Source organism: Pseudomonas tehranensis, assembly GCF_014268615.1.
In the GTDB taxonomy this organism is placed as follows: Bacteria; Pseudomonadota; Gammaproteobacteria; order Pseudomonadales; family Pseudomonadaceae; genus Aquipseudomonas; species Aquipseudomonas tehranensis.
In genome coordinates, this window is the sequence record NZ_JABWQV010000128.1 from 1 (window position 1) to 13,330 (window position 13,330).

Sequence of the window (13,330 nt, forward strand, 5' to 3'; positions counted from 1 at the left end):
CAGCGGGAGCAAGCTCCCTCGCCACAAAGGGGCATCCACGGGAAGCCCCCTTCCAACAGGTTTTTACGCACCCTTGGCCGAAGGCAGTTTCGATACCAGGCGCAGCGACACGGTCAGCCCTTCGAGCTGGTAGTGCGGGCGCAGGTAGAACTTGGAGTTGTAGTACCCCGGGTTGCCTTCGACTTCCTCAACGATGACCTCGGCGGCGGCCAGTGGGTGCTGGGCCTTGGTGGTCTCGGTGGAGTGCGCCGGGTCACCGTCGACGTAGTTGAGGATCCAGTCCTGTAACCAGCGCTGCATTTCGTCCTTCTCTTTGAAGGAACCGATCTTGTCGCGCACGATGCACTTGAGGTAATGGGCGAAGCGGCAGGTGGCGAACAGGTACGGCAGGCGCGCGGCCAGGTTGGCGTTGGCGGTGGCGTCCGGGTCGTCGTATTCGGCCGGTTTCTGCAATGACTGGGCGCCGATGAACGCGGCGAAGTCGGTGTTTTTCTTGTGCAGCAGCGGCATGAAACCGTTCTTCGCCAGCTCCGCTTCACGGCGGTCCGAAATGGCGATTTCGGTCGGGCACTTCATGTCCACGCCGCCGTCATCGGTAGGGAAGGTGTGGGCTGGCAGGTTTTCCACTTCACCGCCAGATTCCACGCCACGGATGCGCGAGCACCAGCCGAAGTGTTTGAACGAACGGTTGATGTTCACCGCCATCGCATAAGCGGCGTTGGCCCAGGTGTACTTGGAGCTGTCGGCGCCGTCGGTATTTTCTTCGAAGGCGAAGGCTTCCACCGGGTCAGTCTTGGCGCCGTACGGCAGGCGCGCGAGGAAGCGCGGCATGGTCAGGCCGATGTAGCGCGAGTCTTCCGATTCACGCAGCGAACGCCAGCCGGCATATTCCGGCGTGGTGAAGATCTTGGTCAGGTCGCGCGGGTTCGACAGTTCCTGCCACGAGCCCATGCCCATCACGGTAGGCGATGCGGCGGCAATGAACGGCGAGTGCATGGCGGCGCAGACTTTCGACAGCTCGCCCAGCAGCTCCACGTCGGGTGGCGACTGGTCGAAGTAGTAGTCGCCCACCAGGCAACCGTACGGTTCACCGCCGAACTGGCCGTATTCTTCTTCGTACATCTTCTTGAAGATCGGGCTCTGGTCCCACGCGGTGCCCTTGAATTTCTTCAGGGTCTTGTGCAGGTCGGTCTTGGAGATATTGAGCACGCGGATCTTGAGTTGCTCGTCGCTCTCGGTGTTGTTGACCAGGTAATGCAGGCCACGCCAGGCGCTTTCCAGCTGCTGGAAGTCGGGGTGGTGGATGACCTGGTTGACCTGGGCGGTGAGCTTGGCGTCGATGGCGGCGATGATCGATTCGATCGACTTGATGGCGTCGTTGGACACCAGGTCAGTCTGCGCCAGGGCCTGCTCGGCGAGGGTGCGCACGGCGGTTTCGACGGCTTCGCGAGCGCGCTCGGTCTTGGGCTTGAATTCTTGCATCAGCAGCGAGGCGAACTCGCTGGGGACTTCGGTGGTGCCCAGGGCCTGGGACTGATTTTCACGTGCTGATTCGGTCATGATCATTCGTCCTGATTAAGCCTGGGGCTCGTTGTCGGCGGGCTTCGGCGCGCTGGCCAGGGCCTGCAGCAGGGCAGGGTCCTTGATCGCTTTCATGATGATTTCTTCGGCGCCGGTCTTGCCGTCCATGTAGGTCAGCAGGTTGGCCAGTTGGGTGCGCGCTTCGAGCAGCTTGTTCAGCGAGTCGACCTTGCGGGCCACGGCCGCCGGGCTGAAGTCGTCCATGCTTTCGAAGGTCAGGTCCAGGCTCAGGTTGCCTTCGCCGGTCAGCTCGTTAGGGACATGGAACGCCACGCGAGGCTGCATGGCCTTGAGGCGCGAGTCGAAATTGTCGACATCGATTTCAAGGAATTTGCGATCGGCCACAGGTGCCAGAGGCTCGGCGGGCTTGCCGGCCAGGTCCGCCATCACCCCCATGACAAAGGGCAACTGGACCTTTTTCTCGGCGCCGTAGAGCTCGACGTCGTACTCGATCTGCACTCGAGGCGCACGGTTGCGCGCGATGAATTTCTGAGAACTTTGCTTCGCCACGTTGCTGCTCCTGGTCGCTTGAGCGACGGTGTTGGCGTCATCGGGGGTGCCGGTGACGTGACTGCGTGATCCGTTCGCTTTTATTCGCTGTCTGGGCCGCGCAGGTTTTCAAATTGACTCATGCCGTCGGGAATCAGGTTGCGCACGATGGTCGCAAAGTCGGCGTTCACCAGAATCTTGGCCCGATTCAACAGCACCGGCAGCGGGCTGGAGGGCTCTTGACGGGCGTAGTAAGCGAGAATCCGGTCCAGGCTGCGCAACACGTCGTCGCGGTTGTTGACCTCGCCAGGGGCGGCGCTGCGTGGCGCGCCCGCGCTTGGCGCGGTGGCGTGTTCAACCGGCGCGGCGTTGTCGTCGCCGCTGATGACATCGGGCAGGGCGCTGTCGCCGCTCTGTGGGGCGAACTGGCCAAGGATCTGCAGGGCCATCTTGAGCGGTTGCTTCAGCGGGCCAAGGTCCACGCCTTGGGCCGAACCGACTTGATCGCTGACCTGTTGCTCGATGGCTTCGGCGGCTGCGCGAGCTTGCAACAGGGCGTCGCGGGTGATTTCCAGCTGCTCGGGATCACTGTCGAGCAGGGCTCCGGCGAGCTGTTCGGCGCCGAGGCTTTCATTCGGGAAACTTTGCAGGCCGCTGGCATTGGCGGCGGCGCGCAGGCTCACGGCACCGAAGGTGCGCGAGCGGGCCAGGATGCTTTCGCGCAGCAGGCCAATGGTGATATCGGATGTCAGGCCGGCGAGGGCGTTGATGCGCACGGTGGGATCGTTGTCGTCCTCGGCGTCCAGGCGCGGATGCAGCTCGGCCCAGTACTGCTTGAGCAATTCGCTGATCAGCGTCAACACGCGGGCCAGGCCCGGTATGCCTTCTAGGGCCAGGGAACTTTGCAGTAGGAAATGGGTGATGCGCAGGTCTTTGCTGCGTTGCAGCAGGTCCAGGCTTTGCTGCTGGATGCTGCGCCACTCAGGGGGTTCGGCAGGCAATATCGAATCGCCCATGCTGCGCTCGGGCTGACCTTGGGAATCGCGTTCCAGGCGCAAGAAATCCGCGTCATATTCCAAATCTTCACCGCACGGCGAAGTTGCGGATACAGCGGCGAGCAGCAGAGGCACATCCACTTCGTTCGATCTCCCTATCGCCCGCTGAATAACTCGGGCAGTGCACACGCAAGTTCCGAATAGAACTTCACATGTTCCTTGAGGCTAATGGCCCTTTAGATGCTTGATGATCTTAAAGTGCCATCATGTTTATTCAAGAAGTTGTGCATTTTTGGTGTAGTACTTATGGCTTGTCAAGGTAAGCTATTTCCCCTGTGTGACAGTTGTGAGGCGCTTAACAACCTGCGCGACCAGTAGGTCAAGGCAGGCACTGATGCAGGTTTTTTGTCATGCAGGCGGGTTAATATCAGCAATCATGCTGGCAAAAAGCCGTTTCGCAGTCGGTTGCAAAGGTTTGCCGACGAGTCGTTCGGGCGTAGATCCCGGCACTCGATCGCATGCGCAAGTGTTCAGCAAGGAGGCAAGATGGCGCTGTGTTTGACGATCACTAGTTATCACAAGATTACCCCGGGCCAGTGTTCTGAGAAGTCCATGGATCAGGGAGTGATGGCAATTGGCCGTAATTCCGATAATGACTGGGTATTACCGGACCCTGAGCGCCTGGTTTCCGGCAAACATTGCGTTATTCAATACAAAGACGGGCGTTATTACTTAACCGATAACAGCACTAACGGTGTGGAATTGGTCAAGGCCGGTGTTCGTTTGCGCAAGGGCAACAGTGAGCCGCTGCAAGACGGCGAAGTTATCCGCATTGGCGATTATGAAATCCAGGCGCGGGTGGATTTCAACCTGCCAGTCTCCGACAGCAATCCGTTTGCTGAGGCGCCCAGCAGCTTCGAAGCCTTGATGGGGCATCAGAGTGCCGGCTTGAATACACCCACGCCGATGCCCGTGGCTCCCCCGGCCCATTTCCAGGGCGCCTCGGCCATGGACACCTTGCCAGACCTGTTCGACTTCCTGAGCCCGAGCAGTGTCCCGCCGGCCACCCAGCCTGACCATGTGCCGGCCCAACAGCATGATTTTCGTCCGCCGACGCCCATTGCTCCTCCCAGCCCGCCGCCTGTGATCGAGCCTGTGGCGCAGGCCTCGGCCTCGGCCTCGGTGATACCGGAGGACTGGGACCCGTTCAGCGACAAGCCCGCGCCCGTGGCAGTTGCCCCGATTCCTGTCGCTGCGCCACCGGTTGCGCCACCGCCCGTTGTCGAGCGGCCTGTCGTAGAGCCGCTTGTCGTAGAACCGGTGCCGACACCCCCGCCTCAGGTCAGCATAACCGCCGAACCTGCGCCGCTGCGCGAGGCGCCGGTGACCAGCGTTCAAACCCCGGCCACGCCGCCCAAGCCGCTCGACGTCGCCCAACCGGACCTGTTGCAAGCGTTCCTGCGCGGCGCCGGGCTGGACCAGTTGCGCCTGGACCAGGCCCAGGCCGAGGCGCAGATGGAAAGCATCGGGCGCAGCTATCGGCTGATGGTCGAAGGCTTGATTGATGTTTTGCGCGCCCGCAGCAGCCTCAAGGGTGAGTTCCGCATTCAGCAAACGATGATCCAGCCGGTGGAAAACAACCCGCTGAAGTTCGCCCCCAATGTCGAGGAGGCCATGTTGTTGCTGCTGCGTCATGGCAACCAGGCCTTCATGGCGCCGGATGTGGCGGTGCGTGACAGCTTCGACGACCTGCGCGCTCACCAATTGGCAGTGATGGCCGGCGTGGAAGCGGCCATCAAGCATTTGCTGGCGCGCTTTGAACCGGCGCAACTGGAAGAGCGCATGGGCAAGCCCGCTGGCCTGTCGAGCATTTTCAACGGCTCGCGACAGGCGCAGTACTGGCAGCAATTCACCGAGCTCTACAGCAACATTTCCCGGGAAGCCCAGGAGGATTTCCAGGACCTGTTCGGTCGTGAATTCAGTCGCGCTTACGAAGAGCACAGCGCGCGACAGCGCCGCCTATAACACCTTTAAAAGCAATCAACGGATAGCTCAAACGTCATTGAGGACGCAGGATGATTTTCAGGTTTTTACTCGCAGTCGCCACCGGGCTTCTGCTGACGGCATGCGCCAAGGATGCGGCCGATTCACAGTCCGAAGAGGCTGACACCGCTGCCGTCGAACTGCACTTTCACGCCATTGCCGGCCTCAACCCCGGCGCTACGGGTCATCCGGCGCCGGTCCGGGTGCGTATTTTCGAACTGAAAAATGCCGCCACCTTCGCCCGCTCCGATTATTTCGCCCTGGCCGAACGGGCCCAGGCGACCCTCGGCGCCGACCTGATCGATCAGGACGAAGTGCTGATCCAGCCCGGTCAGCAGTTGAGCCTGCAACGCGACCTCGATCCGGCTACCCGCCATATCGGCGTACTGGTGGGCTATCGCGAACTGGACCGGTCGCTGTGGCGCACGGTGATGAATGTCCCGCCGCGCCAATACACCGAATACCAGATCAGCCTCGACGTGCGCGCCGTGCGCAGCGCCGTCGTCGTTCCCCCATCCAGCCCTGCCCAATAAGCAATCGGAGCCCCCATGTCCTGGAACAATCGCGTGGTCTGGTCGGAAGGCATGTTCATTGGAACGCAGCACTTCCAGCAGCATGACCGTTACCTGGAAAACCTCATCGACGCCCGCAGCCGTCCGTTGTCGGCCGGTGCCTGGGGTTTTTCCCAATTGCTGATCGACCAGGGCCTGCTGGCCCAGGGCAAGCTGGCGATCGTTTCGGCGCGGGGCCTGCTGCCGGACGGCACACCGTTCAACATCCCCGAGGATGACCTGGCGCCGCCTGCACTGAACGTCGATGACAACCTGCGCGATGGTCTGGTGTACCTGGCCTTGCCGCTCAAGCGTGCCGGTGCGCGTGACACCGTTGACGAAGGTGAAGCCCTCGGCGCTGCGCGCTACGTGAGCCAGGTGTGCGAAGTGCGCGACGATAACGCACCGTTCGAGAACCGCGCGCCGGTCGCCTTGGGTTCGCGGGCGTTGCGCCTGTTGACCGCGCAGGATGGCATCAGTGACTACGCCGCCATCGGCCTGGTACGCATCAAGGAGAAACGCGCCGACCGCGCCCTGGTGCTGGACGACAGCTACATCCCGCCGTTGCTGGATGTGGCCGCCTCCAAACCGTTGGCCGCGTTTCGCAGCGAACTGTTGGGCCTGCTCCATCAACGCGGCGAAGCCCTCGCCGGGCGGGTGGTGGCGTCCGGTGCCGGGGGCGCCTCGGAGATCGCCGATTTCATGCTGCTGCAACTGGTCAACCGCGCGCAGCCGCTGATCCAGCACCTGAGCCAGTTGAGCCCGTTGCACCCCGAACGGTTCTACAGCGAGCTGGTCAGCCTGGCCGGTGAGTTCTCGACCTTCACCGCTTCGGGGCGACGACCACAGGAATATCCGCAATACCAGCACGATGACCTGGCGCTCAGTTACGCGCCGGTCATGCAGGCCCTGCGTGAGGCCCTGTCGATGCTGATTGACAGCAAGGCCACGCCGATTCCGATTGTCGAGAAAGCCTACGGCATCCACGTGGCGATGCTGGCCGACAAGACCCTGCTCGAGAGCGCCAGTTTCATCCTGGTGGTGCGTGCCGATGTCCCGGCCGAAACCCTGCGCGGTCGCTTCGGCCAGCAGAGCAAGGTCGGTTCGGTGGAGCACATTCGCGATCTGGTCAACCTGCAACTGCCGGGCATCGGCCTGCTGCCGTTGCCGGTGGCGCCACGCCAGCTTCCGTACCACGCCGGCTCCACTTATTACGAACTCGACCGCGGTAGCGATCACTGGCAGCAATTGAGCAACTCCGGCGGGTTCGCGTTCCACATCGCCGGCCAGTTCCCGGGGCTTAACCTGGCTTTCTGGGCGATCCGAGGATAAACCGCGATGAGCAACGACGATCGTACTCAGTTCATGCCGACGCCCGGTGGTCGTGGCGCCGACCCATTCCGCCCGGATCCTGGCCGTCCGGATTCGGGTCGTCCACAGCCGGCGCCCGCACCGCTGTCGATGCCGGCCGCCCCGGTCCTGACCGGCAAGGCCCAAGGCCTCAACCCGCTGGAAAGCGCGGCCGGTCCGCTGCTGGCGCTGTTGACGCGCCTGCGCAACACCATTGCCCATCCGGCTCCGGCCAGCCTGCGGGCGCAACTGTTGGCGTACCTGCGCCAGTTCGAGGAGCGCGCCGAAGCCGCCGGCGTGGTGCGCAATGACGTGCTGCTGGCTCGCTACGCCCTGTGCACCGCCCTGGATGAAGCCGTGTTGAGCACTCCCTGGGGTGGCACCAGCGACTGGGGCAAGCAGAGCCTGCTGATCACCGTGCACAACGAAGCCTGGGGCGGCGAGAAGGTGTTCCAGCTTCTGGAGCATTGCCTGCAAAGCCCACGGGAACGCTTGTACCTGCTGGAGCTTCTGTACCTATGCATGTGCCTGGGGTTCGAAGGGCGCTACCGGGTGATGAACGACGGGCGCAGCCAACTGGAAGCCTTGCGCGAGCGCACCAGCGCGGTGATCCGCAGCGCCCGTGGCGACTACGAACGTGAGCTGTCGCCGCACTGGCGCGGTGTCAGCGTGGCTCGCGATCGACTGGCGCAATTCATGCCGCCGTGGATCGCCGTGGCCATCGGCGCGGCCTTGTTGCTGGCGCTGCTGTTCGGCCTGCGCATGAAGCTGGCCTCCGATGCCGAGCCGGTGTTCAAGAACATCCATGCCCTGGGGGAAATCCCGGTGCAGGCCATCGACCGCCCCGTGGTGCAGCCCAAAGTGATCGAGCGACCACGCCTGGCCGGTTTCCTGGCCGATGAAATCCGCGCCGGTCGGGTCGCGGTGGAAGATGCCGTGGATCGCTCGGTGGTGACCATCCGTGGCGATGAACTGTTCGCCTCGGGCAGCGCCAGCATCTCCGATGATCTGGAGCCGCTGATGCTGCGCATCGCCGACGCCATTCGCAAGGTCAAGGGCCAGGTCCTGGTGACCGGCCACAGCGACAATCGTCCGATTGCCACCCTCAGATTCCCATCCAACTGGGCGTTGTCCGAGGCGCGGGCCAAGTCGGTGCTGCAAATCCTTTCAGCCAAGACCGGCCAAGCCGAGCGCTTCAGCGCCGAAGGCCGCAGCGACACCGAGCCGTTGGCGTCCAACGCCACCGCAGAGGGGCGTGCGCGCAATCGTCGGGTTGAAATCACAGTATTGGCGGAGGGGGTCGAGTGAAGGCGTTTTTCAGTTTTATGACCCGCTGGGTCATCCCATTGCTGGGGCTGATCGCCCTGAGCCTGATCATCTGGTTCGTCGGCCCGCTGCTGGACTGGCTGGGGCCCGAAGGCCGTCGTTGGGCGTTGATCATCCTGGTGTTCGCGGTGTGGATTGCCTACCGGGTGTTTCGCATCATCCAGGCGCGCCGGCAGGCCGCCGAAGTCATGCGCAGCCTGGCTGCGCAAACACCGCCCGATCCCACCAGCATCGCGACGGCCGAAGAACTCGAAACCCTGCGCCAGCGCATGGACGAAGCCTTGGCGCTGTTGAAGAAAGCCAAGCTGGGTGGGGACGAGCGCCGCAACCTCTACGAACTGCCGTGGTATGTGATCATCGGCCCGCCGGGTTCAGGCAAGACCACTGCGCTGGTCAACTCCGGGCTGCATTTCCCGTTGGCCGCGCAACTGGGCGCCGGCGCGGTACGCGGCGTGGGCGGCACGCGTAACTGCGATTGGTGGTTTACCGACCAGGCGGTGCTGCTCGACACCGCTGGCCGCTATACCACCCAGGACAGCGACGCGACTGTCGACAAGGCCGCGTGGCTAGGCTTTCTCGGGCTGTTGAAAAAGCAACGCGCCCGTCGCCCGATTGACGGTGCGTTCATTGCCATCAGTCTGTCCGACCTGCTGCTGGGCAGCGACGCCGAGCGCGCTGCACATGCCGCGGCGATTCGCTTGCGCATCCAGGAGCTGTACACCCAGCTGGGCGTACGCTTTCCGATCTATCTGATGCTGACCAAGCTCGACCTGGTGCCCGGGTTCATGGAGTTCTTCGACAGCCTGAGCAAGGAAGAACGCGCCCAGGTCTGGGGCATGACCTTCGCCCTGGACGATGGCAAGAGCAACGACAGCCCGTTGGCGCATCTGCAAAGCGAATTCGCCGGCCTTGAGCAGCGCCTCAACGACCGCTTGGTGGAACGCTTGCAGCAAGAGCGCGACCCGGCGCGGCGCGACTTGATCTACGGTTTCCCGCAGCAGTTCGGCGCGTTGAAAGATTGTCTGCAAAGTTTCCTCGAAGGCGTGTTCAAGCCCAACGCCTTCGAAGAACGTGTGCTGCTGCGCGGGGTGTATTTCACCAGCGGTACCCAGGAAGGCAGCCCGATCGATCGCTTGATCGGCTCCATGGCCCAGAGCATGAACCTGGACCGTCAGCACCTGGCACGCCAGACCGGCACCGGACGCAGCTACTTCATCGAAAAACTCTTCACTGCCGTGGCGTTCGCCGAGCGTGGGTTGGTGGGCGTCGATCCCAAGGTCGAGCGTCGGCGCAAGTGGATCGCCCGGGGCGTACTGGCTTCCACCGTGGCTTTGGTGCTGGTGGTTTCGACGTTGTGGTGGATCAGCTATCGGGCCAACCAGGCGTACATCACCCAGGTCGATCAGAAAGTCGCGCCGCTGGGTCAGGCCGTGCAGAGCCTCAGTCCGGCACAACGCGATGTCCTCGCCGTATTGCCATTGCTCAACGCCGTGAAGCACCTGGCCGACGACGCGCCCGATTGGGCCGAGGGTCTGGGTCTGTATCAAGGCGACATGCTCGAAGCCGAGTCCGGCAGTGTCTATCGCAAGCTGCTGATCGCCGTGTTCGCGCCACGCTTGCTGACACGTATCGAAGAGCAGCTGCACAGCGGCGGCAGTTCGGATTTTCTCTATGAAGGATTGAAGGCCTATCTGATGCTCGCTGACAACGAGCACTACGATGCCGACTTCATCAAGGCCTGGGTTGCCCTGGATTGGGACCGCAGCCTGCCGCGTGACCTGCCGGCTGACCAACGGCTGGCTTTGGGCGAGCATTTGCAGGCGCTGTTCGAGCGTCGTCCGCCCACCGCACGCCTGGACCCGCGCTTGATCGAAGACCTGCGCCGGCAATTGCAGCAACTGCCCGTGGCCCAGCGCGTCTATGACCGGGTCAAGCGCCAGAAACTGCCCGAGGGCATCGCCGATTTTCGCCTCAACGAAGCCGCCGGGCGCGACGCTGCGCTGGTGTTCAGCCGCAAGAGCGGCAAACCCTTGGGCGAGCCACTGAGCGGGTTCTTCACGGTCAAAGGCTACCGCCAGGGTTTCTTGCTCACCAGCCTGAACCAGGCTGGAACGCTGGCTGAAGAACAATGGGTGTTGGGTCGCGACGAGGCTGGGCAGCAGGACGTCGCCAGCCTGGCCGCCGAAGTGCGCCGCCTGTATTTCCAGGACTACCAGCGCCAATGGGACGCCTTGCTGGCCGACATTGACTTCGTGCCGATCACCAGCGTAGCCCAGGCCGCCGATGTCTTGCGGGTACTCTCCGGGCCAAGTTCGCCGTTGAAAAAACTGCTGGTGGCGGTGGCGAAAGAGACCGACCTGCAACAGGAGGAACGCTTGCTGGCGGCCCAAGGCGAGCAGGTCGAAGGCGGTGTGGACAAGCTCAAGGAGCGCCTGGGCAGCTTGCTCGGCCAGGAGCAAGCGGCGCAAAACGCACCCCAGGCCAGCGTTGACCCGGTCACCGCGCATTTTGCCGAGCTCAACAGCATCGTCAGCAAAAACGAAGGCGAACCGGCGGCTATCGATGGCCTGCTCGCCGACATGAATGCCTTGTACGTGCAGGTCAGCGCCATGGTCGGCGCCAGCGGCGACGCCCTGCTCGGCGAAGCCAAGAATCAGGCCCAGGCCGCTGCCACACGGGTCAGCCTCAACGCCGAACGCCAGCCGCCGCTGGTGCAGGGCTTGGTCAAGTCGGTGGTCAACTCCACCACCAACAGCATGATGGGCGGGGTGCGCAATCAACTGAACGCCGCCTGGACCAGCGAAGTGGTGAACATCTACCGCCAGTCCCTGGCCGGTCGTTATCCCATGTCGCCGGGCAGTGCGCGGGACGCAACCCTGGACGACTTCGGTCAGTTCTTCGGCGTCGGCGGGGTGATGGATAACTACTTCCGCAAATACCTGCAACCCTACGTCGACACCTCGACCCCGGCCTGGCGCTGGCAACCGGGTGCGGCACAGAAACTCGGGATCGCCCCTGGGGTGCTGCAAACCTTTCAGCGGGCGGCCACCATCCGCGATGCGTTTTTCCGTTCCGGCGGCACTCAGCCGTTGGTGCGCTTCGAGCTCAAGCCGGTGGCGATGGACTCGACCATCACCCAGTTTTTGCTTGACCTCGACGGCCAGCAACTGAGCTACGACCACGGCCCGAGCCGTCCGACCGCCATGCAGTGGCCCAACCCCGGCAGCATCGGCGTGGTGCGGATCTCGATCCTGCCGCCCTCGGCCGATGGTCGTTCCGGTATCACTTTGGACGGCCCGTGGGCCTGGTTCCGCCTGTTGGAGCAATCGGACCTGACCGCCGGCAACTCGCCGGACCGTTTCAACCTGCGGCTGCGGGTCGACGGCGCCAGCGCCTCTTACGAGCTGCGGGCCAACAGCGCCTTCAACCCGTTCAAGAGCCGCGTGCTCAGCGGCTTCAGTCTGCCGGAGCGTCTATGAGTACACCGGGCTTCTATGGAAAGTTGGCCAGCCGCGGGGACTTTGTCAGCCGTGGCTTGCCCCAGAGTTTTATCGGCCCGTGGGATTCGTGGCTGGCGGCGGGGTTGCTCGCCAGCCAGGCCGGCCTGGGCGAGCGTTGGCTGGATGCCTATCTGGTCAGCCCGCTGTGGCGCTTCCTGGCCGCGCCCGGGGTCTGTGGGCCGGACGCCGCCGTGGGCGTGGTGATGCCGAGTATCGATCGGGTCGGCCGTTATTTTCCGCTGACCGTCGCGGTGCTACTGGACCCCGACGCGGACCCGGCGTCCGTGGTGGGCGGTGCGGACGACTGGTTCGAACGGGTGGAGAACCTGTTGCTGAGCACGTTGAGTGTGGAGGCCAGTTTTGAGGCGTTCAACGAACAGTTGGAGACCCTCGGCAGCCCGATGTACCTGCCGCGCACGCCGAGCAGCCGTTTTGCCAGCCTGCATCGCTTCGATGCCACCGACCCGCAGCGGCGCATGAGCGCCCTGGCCGAAGCAGCCTGCGAAGGCGTGAGCTTGTGGTGGGGGCAGGGTTCGGAACGTATCGCGCCCGGTTTGATGCGGTGCCAGGGTTTGCCGGCCGCCGCGGATTTTGCGCAATTTTTGCTCGGCCAAGAAGGTGTTGTGTAGATGCGTCCAAGTGCTGGGAAAGCCTTCAAGTCTGCAAGCAAGAGCCACGTCGGCATGGTTCGCCAGGTCAACGAAGACGCGTGCCTGGAACTGCCGGAAAACGGCCTGTGGGTGGTCGCCGATGGCATGGGTGGGCACGCGGCGGGCGACTACGTCAGTAGCCTGATCATCGACAGCCTGCGCGGCATTGCCGCGGGCCGCTCGCTGGACGAATACGTCGCCGCGCTGCACAGCGACTTGCTGCGGGTCAACGCCGCCGTGCGTGAAGAAACCGCCCATCGCGGCGTGACCATGATGGGCAGCACCGTGGTGGTGCTGGTTGCGCGAGACCTGCGCGGCATGTGCCTGTGGGCCGGTGACAGTCGTTTGTACCGCCTGCGCGACGGCAAGCTCGACAGCATTTCCCGCGATCACAGCTACGTCCAGGACCTGCAGGACAGCGGCCTGCTCAGCGAAGCCGAAGCCCGGGTGCATCCACGGGCCAACATCGTCACCCGTGCCATCGGGGTCGAGGCGCAATTGAACCTGGCAATGGTCGAGTTGCTGCTGGTGCCCGGCGACAGCTACCTGCTGTGCAGCGACGGCCTGACCAAGACCGTCGAGGACGATGAAATCCGTGAAGTCCTGAACCACGATGATCCCGGCGAGATCGCCAGCAGCCTGGTGTCCCTGGGCCTGATGCGCGGCGCGCCGGACAACATCACTGTGGTTGTCGTGAAGGTGCCGTCATGAGCTTGACCTTGAACATTGTTATCCCGGGCTACGACATTGAAGGGCCGATCGGTGAAGGCGCGATGGCCAGCGTCTACCTGGCGACCCAGCGTTCCCTGGAGCGCAAGGTGGCGTTGAAAGTCATGGCGGCCGCG

General features: G+C 63.4%; 11 protein-coding genes. 8 read left to right on the forward strand and 3 right to left on the reverse strand.

Translation table 11 applies throughout. The features are described 5' to 3' along the window. Positions 1-63 precede the first annotated feature (63 nt). The 3 genes from tssC to tssA form a co-directional block, all read right to left on the reverse strand. Positions 64-1,560, reverse strand: coding sequence for a type VI secretion system contractile sheath large subunit (tssC, locus tag HU811_RS17560; protein ID WP_092403363.1), 1,497 nt, complete (start codon positions 1,558-1,560; stop codon positions 64-66). Between the two features lie 15 nt (positions 1,561-1,575). After that, entirely contained in the window at positions 1,576-2,091 is a 516-nt protein-coding gene (tssB, locus tag HU811_RS17565) for a type VI secretion system contractile sheath small subunit (protein WP_092403365.1), read from the reverse strand. A gap of 80 nt (positions 2,092-2,171) precedes the next feature. Continuing rightward, a complete protein-coding gene (gene tssA, locus HU811_RS17570) occupies positions 2,172-3,206 on the reverse strand; it encodes a type VI secretion system protein TssA (RefSeq protein WP_186657216.1) in 1,035 nt (344 codons plus the stop codon). A 405-nt stretch (positions 3,207-3,611) separates the two neighbouring features. Between tssA and tagH the strand changes: the two genes are divergently transcribed. The 8 genes from tagH to HU811_RS27780 form a co-directional block, all read left to right on the forward strand. After that, the gene (tagH, locus tag HU811_RS17575; RefSeq protein ID WP_186657218.1) at positions 3,612-5,090 is read left to right on the forward strand and encodes a type VI secretion system-associated FHA domain protein TagH; all 1,479 of its coding nucleotides are present in this window, start codon (positions 3,612-3,614) and stop codon (positions 5,088-5,090) included. A gap of 50 nt (positions 5,091-5,140) precedes the next feature. Then, entirely contained in the window at positions 5,141-5,641 is a 501-nt protein-coding gene (gene tssJ, locus HU811_RS17580) for a type VI secretion system lipoprotein TssJ (protein WP_092403371.1), read from the forward strand. A gap of 15 nt (positions 5,642-5,656) precedes the next feature. Continuing rightward, positions 5,657-6,991, forward strand: coding sequence for a type VI secretion system baseplate subunit TssK (tssK, locus tag HU811_RS17585; RefSeq protein ID WP_047226777.1), 1,335 nt, complete (start codon positions 5,657-5,659; stop codon positions 6,989-6,991). 6 nt (positions 6,992-6,997) lie between these two features. Beyond that, positions 6,998-8,317, forward strand: a complete 1,320-nt coding sequence (locus HU811_RS17590; RefSeq protein WP_186657220.1) for a DotU family type VI secretion system protein — start codon at positions 6,998-7,000, stop codon at positions 8,315-8,317. After that, positions 8,314-11,814: a type VI secretion system membrane subunit TssM gene (gene tssM, locus HU811_RS17595; RefSeq protein ID WP_186657221.1), complete on the forward strand. Its 3,501-nt coding sequence runs from the start codon at positions 8,314-8,316 to the stop codon at positions 11,812-11,814. Before HU811_RS17590 ends, tssM begins: the two co-directional genes overlap by 4 nt. Then, complete coding sequence (tagF, locus tag HU811_RS17600; protein ID WP_186657223.1) at positions 11,811-12,464, forward strand: type VI secretion system-associated protein TagF; 654 nt, start codon at positions 11,811-11,813, stop codon at positions 12,462-12,464. Before tssM ends, tagF begins: the two co-directional genes overlap by 4 nt. After that, positions 12,465-13,196, forward strand: a complete 732-nt coding sequence (locus tag HU811_RS17605; RefSeq protein WP_092403381.1) for a PP2C family protein-serine/threonine phosphatase — start codon at positions 12,465-12,467, stop codon at positions 13,194-13,196. It abuts the gene before it with no gap. A gap of 8 nt (positions 13,197-13,204) precedes the next feature. Beyond that, positions 13,205-13,330, forward strand: a 126-nt coding sequence (locus HU811_RS27780) for a hypothetical protein (RefSeq protein WP_437179493.1), incomplete at its 3' end; no start/stop codon positions are given.